The organism is Caulobacter sp. AVps16 (assembly GCF_058681455.1).
Genome location: NZ_CM178739.1, coordinates 3,899,611 through 3,918,924, shown reverse-complemented (window position 1 = coordinate 3,918,924; position 19,314 = coordinate 3,899,611). Strand labels below are relative to the sequence as shown.

At 66.9% G+C, this 19,314-nt stretch carries 19 protein-coding genes; 6 read left to right on the top strand and 13 right to left on the bottom strand.

Annotation, left to right across the window (positions count from 1 at the left end):
- Positions 1–3 precede the first annotated feature (3 nt).
- From ACW17U_RS18785 to ACW17U_RS18775, 3 genes are read left to right on the top strand one after another with little or no spacing between them, the layout of a single operon-like run.
- Positions 4–672, top strand: a complete 669-nt coding sequence (locus ACW17U_RS18785; RefSeq protein WP_492054348.1) for an iron-containing redox enzyme family protein — start codon at positions 4–6, stop codon at positions 670–672.
- Positions 665–1,417, top strand: a complete 753-nt coding sequence (locus ACW17U_RS18780; RefSeq protein WP_062150105.1) for an SDR family NAD(P)-dependent oxidoreductase — start codon at positions 665–667, stop codon at positions 1,415–1,417. Before ACW17U_RS18785 ends, ACW17U_RS18780 begins: the two co-directional genes overlap by 8 nt.
- A gap of 15 nt (positions 1,418–1,432) precedes the next feature.
- A complete protein-coding gene (locus ACW17U_RS18775; RefSeq protein WP_492054347.1) occupies positions 1,433–2,095 on the top strand; it encodes a tetratricopeptide repeat protein in 663 nt (220 codons plus the stop codon).
- A gap of 6 nt (positions 2,096–2,101) precedes the next feature.
- On the opposite strand, the gene ACW17U_RS18770 is transcribed toward ACW17U_RS18775, so the two are convergent.
- The 9 genes from ACW17U_RS18770 to hrcA all read right to left on the bottom strand — a co-directional run bounded on the left by ACW17U_RS18770 (position 2,102) and on the right by hrcA (position 15,099).
- Positions 2,102–3,190: a methyl-accepting chemotaxis protein gene (locus tag ACW17U_RS18770; RefSeq protein WP_492054346.1), complete on the bottom strand. Its 1,089-nt coding sequence runs from the start codon at positions 3,188–3,190 to the stop codon at positions 2,102–2,104.
- Between the two features lie 184 nt (positions 3,191–3,374).
- Positions 3,375–5,867: a DNA topoisomerase (ATP-hydrolyzing) subunit B gene (gene gyrB, locus ACW17U_RS18765; RefSeq protein ID WP_492054345.1), complete on the bottom strand. Its 2,493-nt coding sequence runs from the start codon at positions 5,865–5,867 to the stop codon at positions 3,375–3,377.
- Positions 5,864–7,027: a DNA replication/repair protein RecF gene (gene recF / locus ACW17U_RS18760; RefSeq protein ID WP_492054344.1), complete on the bottom strand. Its 1,164-nt coding sequence runs from the start codon at positions 7,025–7,027 to the stop codon at positions 5,864–5,866. The genes gyrB and recF overlap by 4 nt, the downstream gene beginning before the upstream one ends.
- Positions 7,028–7,837: 810 nt before the next feature.
- Positions 7,838–8,182: a hypothetical protein gene (locus ACW17U_RS18755; protein WP_492054343.1), complete on the bottom strand. Its 345-nt coding sequence runs from the start codon at positions 8,180–8,182 to the stop codon at positions 7,838–7,840.
- A gap of 5 nt (positions 8,183–8,187) precedes the next feature.
- A complete protein-coding gene (locus tag ACW17U_RS18750) occupies positions 8,188–10,128 on the bottom strand; it encodes a S9 family peptidase (RefSeq protein ID WP_492054342.1) in 1,941 nt (646 codons plus the stop codon).
- A gap of 89 nt (positions 10,129–10,217) precedes the next feature.
- Complete coding sequence (locus tag ACW17U_RS18745; RefSeq protein WP_492054341.1) at positions 10,218–11,990, bottom strand: gamma-glutamyltransferase family protein; 1,773 nt, start codon at positions 11,988–11,990, stop codon at positions 10,218–10,220.
- Between the two features lie 61 nt (positions 11,991–12,051).
- Complete coding sequence (gene dnaN / locus ACW17U_RS18740) at positions 12,052–13,170, bottom strand: DNA polymerase III subunit beta (protein WP_062150123.1); 1,119 nt, start codon at positions 13,168–13,170, stop codon at positions 12,052–12,054.
- Between the two features lie 219 nt (positions 13,171–13,389).
- Positions 13,390–14,025: a nucleotide exchange factor GrpE gene (gene grpE, locus ACW17U_RS18735; protein WP_492054340.1), complete on the bottom strand. Its 636-nt coding sequence runs from the start codon at positions 14,023–14,025 to the stop codon at positions 13,390–13,392.
- A gap of 9 nt (positions 14,026–14,034) precedes the next feature.
- Positions 14,035–15,099, bottom strand: a complete 1,065-nt coding sequence (gene hrcA, locus ACW17U_RS18730) for a heat-inducible transcriptional repressor HrcA (protein WP_062150130.1) — start codon at positions 15,097–15,099, stop codon at positions 14,035–14,037.
- A gap of 132 nt (positions 15,100–15,231) precedes the next feature.
- Here hrcA and rph point away from each other — a divergent pair, with 132 nt between their 5' ends.
- The 3 genes from rph to ACW17U_RS18715 all read left to right on the top strand — a co-directional run bounded on the left by rph (position 15,232) and on the right by ACW17U_RS18715 (position 17,558).
- Positions 15,232–15,948, top strand: coding sequence for a ribonuclease PH (gene rph, locus ACW17U_RS18725; protein ID WP_062150132.1), 717 nt, complete (start codon positions 15,232–15,234; stop codon positions 15,946–15,948).
- A gap of 158 nt (positions 15,949–16,106) precedes the next feature.
- Entirely contained in the window at positions 16,107–17,084 is a 978-nt protein-coding gene (locus ACW17U_RS18720; RefSeq protein WP_492054339.1) for a S1C family serine protease, read from the top strand.
- A 93-nt stretch (positions 17,085–17,177) separates the two neighbouring features.
- A complete protein-coding gene (locus tag ACW17U_RS18715; protein ID WP_492054338.1) occupies positions 17,178–17,558 on the top strand; it encodes a PilZ domain-containing protein in 381 nt (126 codons plus the stop codon).
- Between the two features lie 35 nt (positions 17,559–17,593).
- Here the strand turns inward: ACW17U_RS18715 and ACW17U_RS18710 are convergent, their stop codons facing one another.
- The 4 genes from ACW17U_RS18710 to ACW17U_RS18695 all read right to left on the bottom strand — a co-directional run bounded on the left by ACW17U_RS18710 (position 17,594) and on the right by ACW17U_RS18695 (position 19,301).
- On the bottom strand, positions 17,594–17,818 hold the full coding sequence (locus ACW17U_RS18710; protein ID WP_062150138.1) for a helix-turn-helix domain-containing protein: 225 nt from the start codon (positions 17,816–17,818) through the stop codon (positions 17,594–17,596).
- Positions 17,819–17,837: 19 nt separating this feature from the next.
- A complete protein-coding gene (locus ACW17U_RS18705) occupies positions 17,838–18,371 on the bottom strand; it encodes a DUF2975 domain-containing protein (RefSeq protein ID WP_062150140.1) in 534 nt (177 codons plus the stop codon).
- Between the two features lie 78 nt (positions 18,372–18,449).
- Positions 18,450–18,620 (bottom strand): hypothetical protein, encoded by a 171-nt coding sequence (locus tag ACW17U_RS18700; protein WP_166504095.1) that lies wholly within the window; start codon positions 18,618–18,620, stop codon positions 18,450–18,452.
- Positions 18,621–18,707: 87 nt separating this feature from the next.
- Entirely contained in the window at positions 18,708–19,301 is a 594-nt protein-coding gene (locus ACW17U_RS18695; RefSeq protein ID WP_492054337.1) for a glutathione S-transferase family protein, read from the bottom strand.
- Positions 19,302–19,314 lie beyond the last annotated feature (13 nt).

Sequence of the window (19,314 nt, the reverse complement as noted above, 5' to 3'; positions counted from 1 at the left end):
ACCTTGACCTTCTTTCCCCAACTGGTCGCCGCCACCGTCGAGGGCCAGCAGACCCTGGCCAGCGTTCCGCAGATCCAGGACGGCCTGACCGGCCAGATCTCGCGTGAGACCTACATCGCCTATCTGACCGAGGCCTATCACCATGTGAAACACACGGTGCCTCTGATGCAGGCCGCCAGGGCGCGCCTCGATGACGCCCATGACCGCTTCCGCCATGCGCTGGACGAGTACATTGCCGAAGAGACCGGCCATGAGGCCTGGATCCTCAACGACATCCGCAACTGCGGCGGCGACGCCGAGGCCGTGCGCAACGGCCTGCCGCGCGAGGCCACCCAGCACATGGTCGACTTTGCCTATGACTACATCGCCAAGGTCAATCCGATGGGCTTCTTCGGCATGGTCTTTGTGCTGGAAGGGACCAGTGTGCGCCTGGCCACCCAGGGTGCCGAAGCCGTCGCCAGGAACCTTAATCTGGGTCCGGAATGCTTCAGCTACCTGACCTCGCATGGCGCGCTGGACATGGAACACCTGGTCTTCTTCCAGAAGCTGATGGACGAGATTGAAGACCCGGACGACCAGGCGGCGATTATCGAGGTCGCCTCGGCGATCTTCACGCGCTTCGCCAATGTCTTCCGCGCCATTCCGCATGACCGGGCGGTGGCCCATGTTTAGCGGCAAGACCATCCTGCTCACGGGCGGCTCGGGCGGCCTGGGTTCGCTGATCGGCACCCAACTGACGGCCGAGGGCGCACGAGTCGTCGTACTGGACCGCGCAGCGCCGGCCACCTGCACGGAGTTTCTGCAGCATGACATTTCGACTGTAGAGGGCGTCGAAGCGGCCGCCGCCGCGATCACCGGCCAGGACTGGGACATCGTCATTAATCTGGCCGGAATTCAGCATTTCGGACCTTTTGAACGGCAGAGCCCCGAACATCTTCTGGCCAGCTACATGGTCAATCTCGTTGCACCCGTGCGCCTGACCCAGGCCGTTCTGCCAGGTATGAAGGCACGAGGGCGCGGACAGATCGTCAATGTCGGCTCGATCTTCGGCTCGATCAACTTCGCCCATTTCGTCACCTATTCCAGCGCCAAGGCGGGACTTCGAGGATTCAGCCAGGCGCTGCGACGGGAACTGTCCGGCTCGGGACTTGAGGTCACCTATGTGGCGCCCCGCGCGGTCAGGACGGCGCTCAACACGCCGGCTGTGATGGAATTCGCCAAGCTGACCCAGATGAACATGGATCCGCCCGAGCTGATTGCCCGTCGCATTATTGAGGCCATCCGTGGGCGGAGGAAGGACGTCTATTTCGGCTTTCCCGAGAGCCTGTTCGTGCGTCTCAACGCTGTTTTCCCGCAACTCATCGACCGCGCCCTGTCCGCCAATGACCGCAAGGCCGCGCGGCTGTTTGCCAACTGACTGTCTGGAGTTCCCATGAAGACGCTTCCAATGCTCGCCGTCGCCGCCGCCATCGGCACCCTCGCCCTGCCGGCCCTCGCCGCCGACGCAGCCTTTGATGGACGGGTCGAGGGTCTGGCCCGGTCCTGGGCTCACGTGAACTATGAGGTCAAGGACAAGGCCGCCCAGGCTAATGAAGCTGCCAGGCTCGCTGCAGACGCCGACGCCCTGGCCCACCAGTATCCCAACCGCGCCGAGCCGCTGGTCTGGGAAGCCATTTCCACGGCGACGGAAGCCGGGGCCAAGGGCGGCCTGGGCGGCCTGGCCCTGGCCAAGACCGCGAAAGGCCTGCTGGAGCGCGCCGAGAAGATCAACCCGTCTGCCCTGGGTGACGGCTCGGTCTATACCAGTCTGGGCTCGCTCTATGCCCAGGTGCCCGGATTTCCGGTCGGTTTCGGAGATGCCAAGAAGGCCCGTGCCTACCTGGCCAAGGCTCTGGCCGCCAATCCTCGTGGAGTGGATCCCAACTTCTTCCAGGGCGACTTCCTGATGCGGCAGGGCGACTATGGCGGTGCAGCCGCCGCGCTCGAACGGGCGCTCGCGGCACCGGCCCGGCCGGGACGTGAGGTCGCCGATCGCGGGCGCAAGGGCGAGGCGAGCACGCTCCTGGCCGAGGTGCGGGCCAAGTTGCGCTCCTAGGGTCGATCAGGCCGCCACGGATCTTGCCAGGGCTTCACCGCCTGAGGTCAAAGCCTTGCTCTGGGCCAGACAGCCGTACCATCCCAGGCCCCGGTAGGTTTCATAGCCCGGGGTCAGGGCATAGCCCACGGTCAGGTCGCCATCGGCATAGCTGCCCATCTCACCCTCGCGGGTGTTGAGCGGAAAGACTTCCGTCAGGACGCCGCGGCCGTCCGACGAGGCCAGGACACGGCCCTTCTGGTCCAGCAGCATGACCCGGGATCGGGCGCGCTCCTCGGGGGTCAGGCGAACGCCGTCGACCACCGCCTGGGCCTGGGGCTGCCAGTCGAAATGGACCCCCAGAACGCCAAGGATCCGTCCTTGGCTCTGACCGCCTTCGCGGATCGCCGTGGCATAGGTGGCGACCGGAGCGTCATTAAGCGCCCGGACCCGTTCGATGTCGCAGGCGATGAAGTCATCTCCGGATGCCGTCTTCATCGCCTCGCGGAACCAGGTCGTGTCCGCCGCCGAACTGTTGCGCGCGGCCCGGTAGCGGTCGGGCCGCCCGGTCGCCACGACCCGCCCGTGGGGGTCGCAGATCCACAGGTCGAGATAGACGGTATAGGCGTCGAGGATGACGCCCAGGCGCTGGCTGGCATGGCGGACCGACTCGGGCGACGGCGCATCGAGGCAGGCGACCACGGCCGAGTCCGTGGCCCACCAGCGGACGTCACAGGTCCGTTCATAGAGGTTGCGGTCGACGATCTCGATGGCGTTCAGGGCCAGGTCGGCCAGGCGCTGGCCACGCATGTGGCCCAGGATCGCGCCGCCGATGGCGGTGAGTTCATCAAGGTCGGCGCGCACCTGGCTCTCCAGGGCGGCGGCGACGTCATCGATCTCGGTCGAGATCTTCTTGAATTCCTCGGCGACGATGGCGAAGCCCTTGCCGGCCTCGCCGGCCCGGGCCGCGACGATCAGGGCGTTGATCGCCAGCATCTTGGCGGCCCGATTGACGCGGGCGATCTCGCCGATCTTTTCCCCGGCGACAGAGCTCAGACGTTCGGAGAGGTCCAGAATTCGCTCCGGACGCAGACTGGCGTCTTGTTCCAACTTCACTGGCCCTCACGCAAAACCTTACCGATTGGCGGAAGGTTCGCGCACGGCGAATCCCGTGTCACTCGACCTATGCGACATAGGGCCGCAGCAGGGGGCTTTCACCCCAATTCGGGGAGATTTTCGAGGCCGTCGCCACAAGATTGGGCGACGGACGCTCAATATGCCCGAAGATCCAGCAGCTGACCTAGACGTCAACCTCGGCGTCGAGGGCGTTCTCCTGGATAAACTCGCGGCGCGGCTCGACCAGGTCGCCCATCAGGCGGCTGAACATGTCGTCGGCATCGTCGGCATGGTTGACCTTGACCTGCAGCAGGGTGCGGGCCTCGGCATCGAGGGTCGTTTCCCAGAGCTGGTCGGGGTTCATCTCGCCCAGACCCTTGTAGCGCTGGATCGACAGGCCCTTGCGGCCGGCGTCCATCACCGCCCCAACCAGATCCATCGGTCCACGGACGGTTGTCGACTTGTCCTTGCGGCGGAACACGGCCCGGCCCGAGAAGATCTCGGCCAGGGCTCCGGCCCGCTCGGCCAGACGGCGGGCGTCGGCGGCGTTCAGCAGGCCGTCATCCAGCACCACGCTCTCGGTGACACCACGCCGGATGCGCTTGAACACATAGGCGGTATCGCCGCGCTCGCCGGTCCAAAGACCATCACCTTCCTCGGCATAGAGGTCGAGGCGGGCGGCGGCGGCGGCGATGTCCGGCTTGTCGCTGAGCAGACCGGCCAGGGCCGTCTGCTCGACAGCAAAGGCCGGAGCGCGTGCGGCCAGGCGGTCGATATTGCCCTTGGCCTGGCGACACAGTTGCACCAGGGCCAGAAGGTCCTTGCCGGTCCGGCGCTCGCCCGAGGGCAGGTCGAGCTCGGCCCCGTCAACGCCCTCGTCGATCAGGAAGGCATCCATCTCGGCGTCGTCCTTGAGATAGCGCGACGACTTGCCCTTGGCGGCTTTGTAGAGCGGCGGCTGGGCGATGTAGATATAGCCGCGCTCGATCAGCTCGGGCATCTGCCGGTAGAAGAAGGTCAGCAGCAGGGTGCGGATGTGGGCGCCGTCGACGTCGGCGTCGGTCATCAGCACGATCTTGTGGTAGCGCACCTTGTCGGCATTGAAGTCGTCACGGCCGATGCCGGCCCCGAGGGCCGTGATCAGGGTGCCGATCTGGTCGGACGACAGCATCTTGTCGAAGCGCGCCCGCTCCACGTTGAGGATCTTGCCGCGCAGGGGCAGGACGGCCTGGTTGTCGCGGTTGCGGGCCTGCTTGGCCGATCCGCCGGCCGAGTCACCCTCGACGATGAAGATTTCCGACTTGGCCGGATCGCGCTCGGAGCAGTCCGCCAGCTTGCCCGGCAGGGAGGTGATGTCGAGCGCGCTCTTGCGGCGGGTCAGTTCGCGGGCCTTGCGGGCCGCTTCGCGGGCAGCGGCGGCCTCGGCGATCTTGGAGACGATGGCTTTCGCCTCGTTGGGATGCTCCTCGAACCAGGTGGCCAGGCCTTCCTGGACCAGGCCCTCGACAGCGGGGCGCACTTCGGACGAGACCAGCTTGTCCTTGGTCTGGGAGCTGAACTTGGGATCGGGAACCTTGACCGACAGCACGCAGGTCAGACCTTCACGGGCGTCCTCGCCCCCGACATTGACCTTTTCCTTCTTCGTGATGCCCGAGCTCTCGGCGTAGTTGGTGATGATCCGGGTCAGGGCCCCGCGGAAGGCCGACAGGTGGGTGCCACCGTCCCGCTGGGGGATGTTGTTGGTGAAGCACAGCATGTGCTCGTGGTAGCTGTCGTTCCACCACAGGGCCAGATCGACCTCGACCTTGTCCTTGCGGCCGCGAATGACGATCGGCATCTTCAGGAGCGGGGTCTTGGCCTTGTCGAGGTGGCGGACGAAGGCCTCGATGCCGCCCTCATAGTGCAGCTTTTCTTCCCACGGCGCGGCGTCGCGCAGGTCGCGGAAATAGATGGTCACGCCCGAGTTCAGGAAGGCCAGCTCGCGCAGGCGATGCTCGAGCGTCTTCCGGTCGAAATCGATGAAGGCAAAGGTGTCCTTCGACGGGAAGAAGGTCACTTCCGTGCCGGTCAGGGTGGTTCCGGCCTTGGGCCCGTCGGCGCGGACGGGTGAGTCGCCGGTCTGGGCCAGAGAGGTCACCGCGTCGCCGCGCTCGAAGCGCATCTGGTAGCTGTGGCCGTTGCGGTGGATCTTCAGCTCCAGCCAGTCGCTGAGCGCATTGACCACCGAGACGCCGACGCCGTGCAGGCCGCCGGAGACCTTGTAGCTGTTCTGGTCGAACTTACCGCCGGCATGCAGCTGGGTCATGATGACCTCGGCCGCCGAGACGCCTTCGCCCTCGTGGATGTCGACCGGGATGCCGCGACCGTCGTCGGTGACCGTCACCGAGCCGTCAGCATTGAGGATGACCTCGACCTTGGTGGCGTGACCGGCCAGGGCCTCGTCGATGGCGTTGTCGACCACCTCATAGACCATGTGGTGCAGGCCCGAGCCGTCATCGGTGTCGCCGATATACATGCCGGGGCGCTTGCGCACCGCATCCAGGCCCTTCAGCACCTTGATCGAGTCAGCGTCATACTCGCCGCCCATCACTTCGGGGGCTGCCATCTGCGAGCCGTCTGCAGTGGTCAGGCGATCGCCGGTATTGTCTTCAGCCGGGCCTTCGGTCTCTTGCGTCATACGTCTTCCAAAGCGGTCAGGCCGGCCTCGCACACGCGAACACCCAGAGCCCGACCTTTGAGATGGTCGAACAGCGACTCGTCCGTGCCTGTCATGAAGGCCTGGAGCTTGAGTGCCGTGATTTCGTCCGCCAGAGCAGCTCGCCGGGTCAGGTCGAGATGCGCTGCGACTTCGTCGAGCAATACTATAGGATTCGGCGCGGAATCCGCACGCGAAAGTCGCGCCGCCTGGGCCAAAACCAGGTTCAGAATCAGCGCTTTCTGCTCGCCGGTGGAACATTCGGCGGCGGGGCGGTCCTTGCCGACGTGCAGGATGTCGAGATCCCCGCGATGGGGCCCGGTCAGGGCCCTTCCGGCCGCCCCGTCGCGGGGCCGGGCGGCGGCCAGGGCGCTGGCCAGACGCAGCTCGATCTCGGCCAGCTCATGCCCCGCAAGTGCCAGCCTTTCCCACTCGCCGGTCAGGGACAAACGGGCCTGCGGGAAGGGGCGATCACCGCGACCGTCGATCTCGGCCTGCAGGGCGATCAGGGTACGGGCCCGGGCCTGGGCCATCAGTCCCCCGGCCTGGGCCAGCCGCGCCTCCAGGGCGGTCAGCCAGACCGTATCGGCCGGCACGCCGGACTCGGCGGCATCGGTCAGCAGCCGCATCCGCTCACGCTGGGCCTTGTCATAGACATTGGCGTGGCGGGCATGGTCGGGCTCGCCGGCAAAGACCAGGCGGTCGAAGAAGCGGCGGCGCTCGGAGGCGGCCTCCAGAAACAGCCGGTCCTGGGCCGGGGTCAGCCAGATGGGCCGGACATGGTCGGCCAGCCGGCCCGGTGGCACGGTTTCGCCGTCGACCCGCACCAGGCGCCGGGTCTGGCCGCCGGCCTCGACGCCGGTGCCCAGCTGGACCGGCTCATCCTCGCCCGCTTCAATCTGGGCCGCCACAGCCCAGGCCCGGCCCGTAGCCTCGCCCGGCAGCCGCCGCCCGACCTCGGCCAGGCTGGAACCGCGCAGGCCCTTGCCCGGCGACAAGAGGCTGATGGCCTCCAGCAGGTTGGTCTTGCCGGCGCCGTTGGCCCCGAACAGATAGACGCTGGCCCCGCCGGTCTCGAGACGGGCGCTGGCATAGGACCTGAAATCGGTCAGGGTCAGGGTGAGGATCGCGGCCGACGCCATGGGGGTCTCTTAAGGCAGGTTGGCCCTGACGTCACTTGCCCCCTCCTGACCGCTATCGCGGTCGTCGTCCCCCGTAGGGGGACGATGAAGTGCGCGTTTCATCTTCCCCCTACGGGGGAAGACGGCTGCGCAGCAGCCCGTAGGGGGCAAGTCTGGCGGACACAGGCTTTCAACCCCACGCGATTCCTCGCTGAGGTTCGTGGAAAGGGTCGCGGAGCGTCCGGACGACGTCCGGATGAGAGATAGAAAATACCGTTTCGACGAAGCCGTGCGCTCCGCGTCACCGTTATCCGTCAGCCTCCCGCCAGGTGGCCCTGTTGAGGCCTTACCGGGACCCGGACCCCGCCGTTTCCAGCGCGTTCCGGCGGTCGAAGAGGACGGGCTTACAGCCAGACACGCCCTTTTGCCTTCAACCACGCCGACGGCGGGCGGGTCTGGCCAGCAACCAGATCCCCGGACACGCTTCAGTATCCCCCTGAAGCCCAGCCCCGCTCGATCACCCCCCGCCGCCGCATCGGTCGCTGGCCCTGCGCCCTTTCCTCGCGACGAGGTGGGGACAGAATACGGGAGGTTTCAGCGCGTCGGATGGGCGCGGTGGTTGTTTTTGCAGGGTGTTGAATGGGCTGGGGTTTGTTCGGGAAGGCGCGAGGATAGAGGGCAGTCTTTCCCCGCACTTGCCCCCTACGGATCGCTTCGCGATCGTCTTCCCCCGCAGGGGGAAGATGAAGGGCGGCGATCTCATCTTCCCCCTGACAAGGGGGAGGACGACCTGCGCAGCAGGTCAGGAGGGGGCCTGCGGCGGTGGCCGCCCTACCCGAAGTAGCGCCGCGCGAGCTCCAGGTTGTCCTTCTGCCAGACCCCGGCGGCGCCCATCAGCACGCGCATCATGTTGGCCTGAAAGATCTGGCGCGCCTCGTCACGGTCGACGAGCGCCCGGAGCGGCTCGTCGAAACGGGCGTCGGGGGCGATCGACCGATGGACGGCGTAGTTCATGGCGATCAGGTCGATGCGGTGCTCGACGCTGCCGAACACCGCCTCGACCCGCTGCGAGCGATCGAACCAGGTCTCGCAGCCCTCAAAGTCCGTCGCTTCCCAGAGGGTGAGCATGTTGTCGAACAGGGCGGCGAAGCGGTCTTCGCATAGGCCTTCGGCCATCCGTCCTACTGGCCCTTGGCCGAACCGAGTACCTTCTGCAGGAACTGGGTCTCGACCTCCCGGCGACGGTCGTTGTTGACCTTCTTGCGGAAGCCGTGGCCCTCGTCCTTGAACTGAACGTACCAGGTCTCGACGCCTTTCCCGAGCAGCTTGGCGACGATCTGATCGGACTCAGACTTGGGCACGCGTGGATCGTTCCAGCCCTGCATGACCAGCATCGGCTTGGTGATCTTGTGGACGTTGTTCATCGGCGAGATCACCTCGAAGACCTTCAGCATCTTCGGGTCGCGCTCGTCGCCATATTCGGCGCGGCGCAGGTCGCGCCGGTAGGCTTCGGTGTTCTGCAGGAACGAGACGAAGTTGGAGATGCCGAACAGCTCGATCCCGCCGGCCATCCGGTCGGAATAGTGGGTCATAACCGCCAAGGACATGTAGCCGCCGTACGAGCCGCCGCTGACCACAACCCGGCTCGGGTCGAGATCCGGCTGGGTCTTGATCCAGTCCAGCAGGGCGCCGATGTCCTTGACCGAGTCCTCACGCTTTTCGGCGTTGTCGAGGTTCAGATAGGTCTTGCCGTAGCCGGTGGAGCCCCGAACATTGGGGATGATGACCGCCGCGCCCAGCTCGGCGACGGCGTGTTGGCTGAACGTGTTGAACGTCGGCCGCGACTGCCCTTCCGGGCCGCCGTGGATGTCGATGACCACCGGCGCCTTGCGTCCTTCGGAGAGCTTTGGCTTGTAGATGAAGGCCGGGATGGATCGCTTGTCGAAGGACGGGTAGCGAACCAGTTCCGGTGTCACCAGGGCCTTGGGGTCCAGGCCGCCCAGCTCCGACGCCGTCCAGCGCTCGAGCTTGCCGTCGGGCACGCCCCAGCTCCAGGCATCGCTGGCGGCGGTCGATGTGGCGAGGCTGAAGCCCAGCCTCGCGCCGTCCGGCGAGAAGCCCAGGCCCGAGACCACACCGGCAGGCAAGCCAGGTTGCGGCAAGGCCCGACGGGTGACGAAATCCTGCACGACAAGCTTGGAATAGCCGTCCTCATTGAAGGAATAGGCCAGGACGCGACCGTCCTCAGACAGGGCGAAGCTCTCGACATCCCAATTCCGGTCGCCGGAAATGTTGGTCTTGGCGCCGGTGGCAAGATCGACCTGGGTAAGGCGCAGGAAGTCCGAGCCTTCGTCCGAGAGCAGCAGCACCGATCGGCCGTCGGGCGTGAACTCGCCGCCGCCGTAGGCGATCTTGGACTTGCCGGGGTTCAGCTCCGTCAGCTTGCCGCTGGCGATATCCAGCAGCCAGCGCTTGGATTCTGCGATCGAGAAATAGCGGCCCAGCAGTACCGTCTTGCCATCGGGCGACAGGGCGAGCGGAGACACCTGGCCCTGCCCCTTGAAGATGACCTTGGTCGTGCCGGACGCGTCCCGCATCATCACGTCGTAGTCAGCCGAGCCCTTCACAGCCCGCGACCACAAGAGAATGGTCCCGTCCTTCGACCACGTCGGCGAGACATTGCGGACGCCGGTTTCGGTCAGCTGGGTCGTCTTGCCGTCCGGCTCGCGCAGGAACAGCTGGAACCATTCATCGCCGCCCGTGTCCTTGGAGAACAGGATCCGGCCGCCCGGCAGAACGCGGGGCGAGGCCACGGGCTCTTCATAGAAGGTGATCTGGCTGCGATCGGCGCCGGGCGATGCCACCACGTGCAGCTGGTTGGTGTTGCCAAATCGGGTGCCGATGACCATGCCGCCGCCAGGCAGCCAGTCGCCGAAAGCCGCCGAGCGCGCGTTCTGGAAGCGCGCCAGATTTTCGCGGATCGAGGCGGGCGCGACCGGCACATTCTCGAGAATCTGATTGCCGATCTCGCGCCGCTCGACTGGCCCGATCTGGGCCAAGGCCATCGGCGCGGACGCGGCCGACAGGATCAGGGCGGCAAGCACAGACAGACGAGCGTTCACCGGCGGCTCCAATCGGATCAGGGCAGAAACCTTTATTCAGCGAAGCCTTCGCCGCAACGCCAAACTTGGCGATGAGTCCGGATCCTGGCTCAATAGGCCAGTGCCACCCCGTCCTTGCGCATCTCGGTGGCGGCGGCGTAGCGACCGGGCCAGCGCTCGATGGCCTGGTAGCCGCCATAGCCGCCAAGCTCGGTCTTAAGAGTCCAGCCCAGGGCCTCGAGATCCTTGCGCGTCTGGGCCGGCACGCCGCTTTCCAGGTCCAGGACCGTCATGTCCTCGGCACCGATGCCGGTCGGCTCGGACGAGCCGCCGTGATGCCAGCGGGGCGCATCGCCGGCTTCCTGAACGCCCAGGCCGAAATCGACCATGTTGCTGATGATCTGGGCCTGGCCCTGGGGCTGCATGTCGCCGCCCATCACCCCGAACGACAGCCACGGCTGGCCCTCGCGCAGGGCAAAACCCGGAATGATCGTCTGGAACGGCCGCTTGCCGGGCGCGAAGATGTTCGGGTGGCCGTCGGTCAGGGCGAACAGTTCGCCCCGGTCCTGGAACATGAAGCCCAGCCCGTCTGGCGACAGGCCCGAGCCCATGCCGCGATAGTTCGACTGGATGATCGACACCATCATCCCGTCCCTGTCGGCCGTGGTGAAATAGGTGGTGTCGCCCCGGCTGGGGGCCTGGCCCGGATAGATCGGCGTCAGGATCCTGTCGGGCCGGATCAGTTTGGCGCGCTCGGCCGCGTAGTCCTTGGAGATCAGCCAGTCGATCGGCGACCTGTAGAAGTCCTGGTCGGCATAGAACCGGGCGCGGTCCTCATAGGCCAGGCGCTTGGCCTCGACGGCGTGATGGATGGCCTGGGCCGACTGGAAACCCATGGTCTTGACGTCGAAGCGCTCAAGAATGTTCAGCAGCTGAAGGGTCGCCAGACCCTGGGTGTTGTCGCCCAGGGCGCAGACCTCGACGCCGCGATAGCCGGTCTTGTGGACCGTGGTCCAGACGGCGCGGTTGGCCGCGAGATCCGCCTTGGTCATCCAGCCGCCGATACGCTTGAAATAGGCTTCGATCGTCGCAGCGATCTCGCCCTCGTAGAACGCCCGGCCACCGCCTTCGGCGATTAGCCGGTAGGTTCGACCCAGCCGCGGGTTCCTGAAGATCTCGCCCTCAACCGGCGTCCTGCCCGTGGGAGCCCAGACGGCCTTGAAGTTCTCGACCTCTTCGATTCCGGAGGCCGGATTGGTGAAGCGGCGATAGCTGCCGGCGAGATAGAAGGCGACGTTCTGGGTAATCGGGTGGCCCTGCTCGGCATAGTCGATGGCCGGCGCGAAGAGTTCGGACCACTTCAGCTTGCCATAGCGCTCGTGCATCTCGCGCCAGGCGTCGACCGCGCCCGGAACGCTGACCGAGACCGCGCCCCAGGACGGGATCTTGCCGTCCCTGGACCGCGCCCGCACGGTCTCCAGGCTGAGGCCCTTGGGCGAACGGCCAGACCCGTTGAGGCCCATGACCTGCCGGGTCTTGGGATCCCACAGCATCACATAGCAGTCGCCGCCGATGCCGCAGGCTATGGGTTCGACCAGGCCCAGGACCGCATTGGCGGCGATGGCCGCATCGGCGGCCGATCCCCCCTTGCGAAGCATGTCGATCGCCGCCTGGGTCGCCAGGGGATGGGCGGTCGCGGCGGCGCCGTTCATGCCCCAGGCCGCCGAGCGCGAGGCAAAATTGGCTCCGGCCACACGGTCGCCGCCCTGAACGTCGGGCCGCTTCAGGTTGGGATTGGTCCCGCTGAACAGCTGTGACTGGGCCAGGGCCGGACCGGCGATGGCGGCGGCCGGCAGGGCGGCGAGGAACGTGCGGCGGCGCATGGTGAGTCCTCTCAGCAAAACGGGTGCCCGAAGGCACCCGTCTGGTATTCGATGATGCGGATCAGACCCGCAGCGGCATCAGCACATATTTGACGCCCGGATCGGTCGGGTCGACCACCAGGGTCGGGCTGGCCGGGTCGGCGAAGCGGAACTCGGCGATCGGGCCGCCGATCTGGCCGCAGACGTCGAGCAGGTAGCGGGCATTGAAGCCGATCTCGAAGGGCTCGCCGTCATAGTCGACCTCGACCTCTTCGACGGCCTGGCCGGCTTCCATGTTGCGGACGGTCAGGGTGATGCGGCCCGGCTCGATGGCCAGCTTCACCGAACGGCTCTTCTCGGCCGAGATGGTGGCGACGCGGTCGACGGCCTTGGCGAACAGGTCGTTGTCCAGGGTCAGGATCTTGGCGTTGTCGCGCGGAATGACGCGCAGATAGTCGGGGAAGGCACCGTCAATGACCTTGGAGGTCAGGGCCGCCTGGCCGAACTCGAAGCGGACCTTCTGGGCCGAAACCTGCAGGTCGACATGCTCGCCGGCCGATTCCATCAGGCGACGGGCCTCGGCGATGGTCTTGCGGGGCACGATGATGCCCGGCAGGCCGGCGGCACCCTCCGGGGCCTCCATCTCGGCCAGGGCCAGGCGGTGACCGTCGGTCGCCACGGCCCGCAGCTTGACCACGCCACCTTCGTTGACCGTGTGGATATAGAGGCCGTTCAGATAGTAGCGGGTCTCTTCGGTGGAGATCGCAAACCGGGTCTTGTCGATCAGGCGGATCAGCTCGGTGGTGTCGACCGCAATACGGCTGGAGAGGCCGTCGCTGCTCATCACCGGGAAGTCGCCGGCCGGCAGGACCGGCAGGTTGAAGCGCGAGCGGCCGGCCTGGATCACCAGACGCGGATCATCGCCGCTGAACGACAGCGACACGTCCGAGCCGTCGGGAAGCTTGCGCACGATTTCATAGAGGGTGTGGGCCGGCGCGGTGATCTGGCCGGGCACATCGATCTGGGCCAGGCCCTCGTCGATGATCTCCATGTCCAGGTCGGTAGCCGAGAAGCTCAGCGTGTCGCGGTCAGCCGACAGCAGGATGTTCGACAGGATCGGGATGGTGTTGCGGCGCTCGACGACGCTCTGCACATGCCCCAGCGCCTTCAGCAGCGCCGCCCGTTCGATCGTAAGCTTCATCTTCAGGTCCAGGTTCCGGTACCGCGCGCACCGAGAGAATCTCCGCGCTGTCCCGTTTTGAATGGACCGCCGACATTAGCGAAATCGTGCGCTTGGGGAAGGGGGCGGGGGGCCTTGCCGGCCCGGAAACCGCGTCAATCTTTTACGACCAAATCCCGGCCCGGAGCCTGACCGGGGCAACCTGGTCGCGAGCCTCCAGGCCCGCGACCATCGGCGGCGTCAGGACTTGATGTCGACAGAACCGCCGGACCCATCGGCCTCCGCGCCGGCCCCGGCATAGGGATTGGCGCCGGCATTGGCCGCCGGCGGCTCGGCCGAGCCGGGCGCGGTGGAGCCCTTGGCCGCCACGGCGACCATGGCCGGACGGATCAGGCGGCCCATCAGCTCATAGCCGGCCTGCAGGAACTGGATGACACCGCCGGCCGCGACCTCGGTCGAGGGCTGCTCCATCACAGCCTGGTGCAGGTGCGGATCGAACTTCTCGCCCTTGGCGGGCTCGATCTTCTTGAGACCATTGCGCTCGAAGGCCGCCAGCAGCTCCTTCTCGGTCATCTCGACGCCGATGATGTAGTTGGTCACCGCCGGATCCTGCGAATCGCGCGGGCTCATCGCCGTGGCGCGCGACAGGTTGTCGGCGGCACCCAGCAGGTCGCGGGCGAACTTCTGGATCGCATAGGCGCGGGCGTCGTTCATCTCGCGCTCGGCCCGGCGCTTGGTGTTTTCCACATCGGCAGCATAGCGCAGGGCCTGGTCCTTCAGGGCCGCCACTTCCAGCTTCAGCGCCTCGATTTCCTGGGCGGCGTCCTCGCCATCCTGGATCATGATCTCTTCAACCGGCGCTTGCTCGTCGCTCATCTCGTCGTCCTATCCATCCATCATCCGGCCGAGCACGCGGGCGGTATAGTCCACCAGCGGGATCACCCGGGCATAGTTCAGGCGCGTGGGGCCGATCACGCCGATCGCGCCCAGCACCTTGCGTTGGCCCGTCATATAGGGCGCCGCGATCACGGAGGAACCCGAAAGCGAAAAGAGTCGCGTTTCGGCCCCGATGAAAATGCGCACACCTTGCGCTTCGCGGACGTCGTCGAGCAGGCCGATCAGCTGGCCCTTCTGCTCCAGATCATCGAACAGCATGCGCACGCGCTCGAGGTCCTCGCGGGCCCCTGGCTCGCCGAGCAGGTTGGCCTGGCCGCGCACGATCAGGGCCCGGGCATCGCCCTCGCCGCCGCCCCAGGCGGCCAGGCCGTCCTCGACCAGCCGCGCTGCGGTCTCGTCCAGCTGCCGGCGGGCGGTCTCCAGCTCGGCCCGGACCTCGTCCTTGGCCTCGCTGAGGGTGCGGCCCCGCAGGCGGCTGTTGAGGAAGTTGGAGGCCTCCTGGAAGGCCGAGGGCGTCATGCCGGCCGCGCGCTTCATCAGCCGGTTCTCGACCGTGCCGTCCTCGAAGACCATGACAGCCAGGGCCTGGTCACCGCCGAGCGCCACGAACTCGACATGCTTGACCCCGCCCTCGCGGACCGGGGTGACCACGATACTGGCCCCGCCGGCCAGGCCCGACAGGATCGAGCTGGCCTCGGCCAGGGCCTCCTCGAACGAGCGGCCCCGGGCGAACAGCCGGGCCTCGATGGCCTGACGCTCGTCCTGGCCGACATCCCCGACCTCGAGAAAGCCGTCGACGAACATCCTCAGACCCGCATGGGTCGGCATCCGGCCGGCGCTGGTATGGGGGGCGTCCAGCAGGCCCAGCTGGGCCAGGTCCTGCATGGTGTTGCGGATCGAGGCCGGCGACAGCGCCATGCCGCCGCGCGACAGGGTGCGCGAGCCCACCGGCTCGCCGGTCTCGAGATAGGCTTCCACCACCCGCTTGAAGATGTCGCGAGCCCGGGCGTCCAACTCCGTCAGACCAGGGGTGCGACCAAACAATTGCGTCATGGCTCTAAGCCGGAGACCTCGCGGGAGACAGATAAAGCGGCGGGCGCTCTTTCAAGTTCCCGTCGCAGAGAGGATAAGCGGCCCCGTCCGGCATTCAAAGCCCCTCGATCTGTCCGAAACCTGGAGTTCGCCATGCGTCCCTCGAAACGCGCCCCCGACCAACTGCGCGCCGTCACGCTGGAGACCGGCGTCAACCGCTATGCCGAGGGCTCCTGCCTGATCGGCTTCGGCCACACCAAGGTGCTGGTCACCGCCTCGATCGAGGAGAGCATTCCCGGCTGGATGCGCGGCAAGGGCCAGGGCTGGGTGACGGCCGAATACGGCATGCTGCCCCGCGCGACCCACACCCGCGGTCGCCGCGAGGCCGCCGCCGGCAAGCAAACCGGCCGCACACAGGAAATCCAGCGCCTGATCGGCCGTTCCCTGCGCGCCGTGGTCGACCTCAAGGCCCTCGGCGAGCGCCAGATCACCCTCGACTGCGACGTCGTCCAGGCCGACGGCGGCACCCGCACCGCCGCCATTACCGGTGCCTGGGTCGCCCTGCGCCTGGCCACGCAATATCTGCTCGACGAAGGCGTGCTGAAGGCCGATCCGATCATCGGCCAGGTCGCCGCCGTCTCCTGCGGCGTGTTCAACAATGTCCCCGTGCTGGACCTCGACTATGAGGAAGACAGCAATGCCGAGGCCGACAGCAATTTCGTCCTGACCGAAGGCGGCGACATCGTCGAGATCCAGGCCACCGGCGAAAAGCGCGGCTTCACCCGGGCCGAATTCGAATCCCTCTACGGCCTGGCCGAAAAGGGTATCGGCGAACTGTTCGCCTTCCAGAAGGCGGCGGTCGGGAAATAGGATCCATGACCCGCTCTCCCCGGCCCTTGCCGGGAAGAGCGGGTTGAAGGGTGACCTGCCAGCAGGCGCCGACAGGCTGAAACACCCCCGCGTCGCCGGACCCTCTTGCCGCAGGGCGTGGCCGGCCCCAGTTTCTCCTCCTGAAGCAGGAGAGTGGAATGCCTTCGCCGTTCAGGGGCTATGAGGTCGAGGCCCGGCTGCGCCCCGCCTCCGGGGCCTATGCGTTCGACCTCGACACGGCGCTGGACTCCGTGGTCGCCCTCGAGGCGCGTGTCCCGGCCGACGCCTATACGGCCGGCATTCTGGGCACCGAGCGCCTCGGCAACGGGGTGGTCATCAGCCCCAGCGGCCTGGTCCTGACCATGGCCTACCTGATCACCGAGGCGCGGGAGGTGATCCTGACCCTCAATGACGGCCGCCGGATCTCCGCCCACGTGCTGGGCTTCGACGCCCGCAGCGGCCTTGGCCTGGTCCAGGCCCTGCAGCCACTCGACCTGCCTGCCCTGCGCATCGGCTCGTCGAAGGACCTGGGGCCCGGCTCGGCCGTCATCACCGCCGGAGCCGGCGGCCGCGCCCATGCCACCGCCGCCCAGGTCCTGACCCGCATGCCGTTCGCCGGCTACTGGGAATATCTGCTCGACGACGCGATCATGGCCGAGCCGGCCCACCCGCACTGGAGCGGCGCGGCCCTGATCGGGCCCCGGGGCGATCTGGTCGGACTGGGATCCCTGACCCTGGAGACCCAGGGCCGGGACGGCGCCGCCAAGCCGATCAACATGTTCGTGCCCGCCGACCTGCTGCCGCCGATCCTCGACGACCTGGCCCGCGGCCAGCCGCCCCATCCGCCTCGCCCCTGGCTGGGGGTCTTCGCCCAGGAGATCGAGGATCATGTGGTGGTGGTCGGTCTGTCACCGAAAGGACCGGCGGCGCGGGCCGAGCTCAAGCCGGGCGACATCCTCCTGGCGGTCGATGGCCGCGGCATCTCCGACCTGACCGAGTTCTATACCGCCCTCTGGCGTCTGGGCCCGGCCGGCGTGACTATCCCCCTGCGGGTGCTGCGCGAAGGCGACACCTTCGACGTGGAGATCCGCTCCATGGACCGGGCGACCCTGCTGAAAAAGCCGCGCTACAACTGACCGGCACCGCAAGAGGGGCGCGGCAAAGCGCCTCACCCTTCGGGACGCTGCGGTCATACTCGCGTAAACCTTGCGATGCCATAAGCTCGACCCATGCGAGCCGCCGCCCGACAATCCGCCCTCTCCGAAGACCAGCGCGCCTATGCCCGCCGGCCGACCTCGCGCAAGGTCTATCTGGTCAGTGGCCGCGAGACCCTGCGCTGCGCCCTGATCGACCTGGCCGAGGGCGGGGGCCGGATCCGGCTGCTGGGCTCAACCCTGCCCGGGGGCGACCTCTATCTGGTCGACATCCGCATGCGGCGCATTCACCTGTCGCGGGTGGTCTGGCAGTCTGACCGCGAGGCCGGACTTCAGTTTGTCGACAGCGAATCTCTTGAGCGTCCCGGCGGCGGGGTCGAAGGGGCGGCCGAGGCGGCCCTGCTGTTCGCCCGGCGCCGTGCCCGCCAGGCGGCCGTGCTCGAGACAAGCCTTTAAGTTCCGCCAGTCGAGGCCGACGGGATCGGCCGGTGTCAGTCGTCGCTGTCGGGTGGCCCGGCGTCGAAGGTCAGCAGATCGCCCGGCTGGCAATCCAGTTCGCGGCACAGGGCGTCCAGGGTCGAGAACCGCACCGCCCGCGCCTTGCCGGTCTTCAGGATCGACAGGTTGGCGATGGTCACGCCGACCCGGTCGGACAGTTCAGTCAACGACATGCGACGTTCGAGCAGGACGCGGTCGAGGTTCACGCGGACGGGCATAGGACGGGATCTCCGCGGATCAGATGGTGAGTTCGGCTTCGCGACGCAGGCGGGCGCCTTCGCGGAAGATCTCGGCGAGGACGAAGACAACCAGAACCGAGAACCAGGCGGTCAGGGTGAAGCTGTCGTCGATGACCTCGGCCTTGGGGGCCAGCCAGCGGGCCAGTCCCGAGAAGATGTAACGCCCGACCTCGAGCCCGGCCAGGATCAGGCCGATCATCCGCAGGCGCAGGACGTTGTCCGGATGGAAAGGGTCGCCGGCCGTCAGGGTGACGAAGATCCGGCGCAGGCGCTCGACGATGAACATCCAGCCGCCCAGCAGCAGGGCCCAGGCGGCCAGGGCACCGGCAAACAGCGGGCCGTCACGGCTGACGGCCTCGACCGCGTCACTGATCGGCAGAATCTGGGCCAGCAACTCCGGATTGAAGCTGAACAGCAGGGCGACGAGGGTGAACAGGGACAGAAGGCTGACGAAGATCCACAGCCCGACATAGATGACGTCGAGGATGATCTTCAGAAAGCTCGATACCGAACCGGGCCCCAAGGCGCGCATGTTTGCCTCCCCCTCACCCTCCCCAGGGCGTCAAAGCCTGCTCCGCATCAGGGCGGAGCGTCAACCCGCCGATTGTCCCTAGAGAGTCTGCACGACGAAGGTGATTGCCGACACCGGAACGCCCACGATCAGGGCCACGGTGAGCACGGTCATCAGGGCCTTGTCGGCGAAACTGAACAGGCGGGCGGCGGACATGGCGGGCGGATCCATCGAGGTGGCCGGACGCCGGCCAGGGTCGGCGGCGTCCATGCTCCACTGATAGTCCCCGATTTGGGCTTCAACAATGCTGAGTATCGATAAACGATATTAAACTTTGGCAATGATGGTCGATCGGCATCAGGTGAGTTGCACAGAAGTCACAACCATCGACTCGCGCCGGCTAGCGGCCTCGAACCAGGCGGCCAGGGTGGGTCGACCGCCGCGCCAGTCGATCACCTGGCGGGCGTCGAAATAGGCCAGTTGGGCCGCGACGGCGATTTCAGCGATGGCGAAACGGGAGTCGCTGAAGCCTTCGGCTTCCAGCCGGTCCAGGCCGGCGATGATCGCGCGCAGCTGGCGGTCGATCAGCTCCGGACGCTGGTCATCGGCCGGGCGCATGCGCTCGCGCACGACGGCGATGGCGGCCGAGCCCATGCCGTCGGCCAGGGCCTGCAGGGTCAGGGCCTGGCGGCGGTCCCGGCCCGCCGCCGGGATCAGGCCGGCCCCGCCCGACGCATCGAGATGGTCGCAGATCACCGACGAGTCGAACAGGATCTCGCCGTCGGCGAGGATCAGGACCGGCACCTGGCTGAGCGGATTGGTCGCCCTCAGGCTCTCGTCGGTGAACGGGGCGACCGTCTCCAGCACGATGGCACCGGTAAAGCCGTTTTCGTGCGCCACGATGCGAACCTTGCGCGCAAAGGGCGACAAGGCAGAGTAAAGGAGCCGCATTGGTGATTTCCTC

Excerpts from the sequence above, each read along its gene's own strand:
- ACW17U_RS18780 (WP_062150105.1), top strand. The coding sequence starts at position 665 with ATGTTTAGCGGCAAGACCATCCTGCTCACGGGCGGCTCGGGCGGCCTG.
- ACW17U_RS18775 (WP_492054347.1), top strand. The coding sequence starts at position 1,433 with ATGAAGACGCTTCCAATGCTCGCCGTCGCCGCCGCCATCGGCACCCTC.
- gyrB (WP_492054345.1), bottom strand. The coding sequence starts at position 5,867 with ATGACGCAAGAGACCGAAGGCCCGGCTGAAGACAATACCGGCGATCGC.
- recF (WP_492054344.1), bottom strand. The coding sequence starts at position 7,027 with ATGGCGTCGGCCGCGATCCTCACCCTGACCCTGACCGATTTCAGGTCC.
- ACW17U_RS18755 (WP_492054343.1), bottom strand. The coding sequence starts at position 8,182 with ATGGCCGAAGGCCTATGCGAAGACCGCTTCGCCGCCCTGTTCGACAAC.
- ACW17U_RS18745 (WP_492054341.1), bottom strand. The coding sequence starts at position 11,990 with ATGCGCCGCCGCACGTTCCTCGCCGCCCTGCCGGCCGCCGCCATCGCC.
- dnaN (WP_062150123.1), bottom strand. The coding sequence starts at position 13,170 with ATGAAGCTTACGATCGAACGGGCGGCGCTGCTGAAGGCGCTGGGGCAT.
- grpE (WP_492054340.1), bottom strand. The coding sequence starts at position 14,025 with ATGAGCGACGAGCAAGCGCCGGTTGAAGAGATCATGATCCAGGATGGC.
- hrcA (WP_062150130.1), bottom strand. The coding sequence starts at position 15,099 with ATGACGCAATTGTTTGGTCGCACCCCTGGTCTGACGGAGTTGGACGCC.
- rph (WP_062150132.1), top strand. The coding sequence starts at position 15,232 with ATGCGTCCCTCGAAACGCGCCCCCGACCAACTGCGCGCCGTCACGCTG.
- ACW17U_RS18720 (WP_492054339.1), top strand. The coding sequence starts at position 16,107 with ATGCCTTCGCCGTTCAGGGGCTATGAGGTCGAGGCCCGGCTGCGCCCC.
- ACW17U_RS18715 (WP_492054338.1), top strand. The coding sequence starts at position 17,178 with ATGCGAGCCGCCGCCCGACAATCCGCCCTCTCCGAAGACCAGCGCGCC.
- ACW17U_RS18710 (WP_062150138.1), bottom strand. The coding sequence starts at position 17,818 with ATGCCCGTCCGCGTGAACCTCGACCGCGTCCTGCTCGAACGTCGCATG.
- ACW17U_RS18705 (WP_062150140.1), bottom strand. The coding sequence starts at position 18,371 with ATGCGCGCCTTGGGGCCCGGTTCGGTATCGAGCTTTCTGAAGATCATC.
- ACW17U_RS18700 (WP_166504095.1), bottom strand. The coding sequence starts at position 18,620 with ATGGACGCCGCCGACCCTGGCCGGCGTCCGGCCACCTCGATGGATCCG.
- ACW17U_RS18695 (WP_492054337.1), bottom strand. The coding sequence starts at position 19,301 with ATGCGGCTCCTTTACTCTGCCTTGTCGCCCTTTGCGCGCAAGGTTCGC.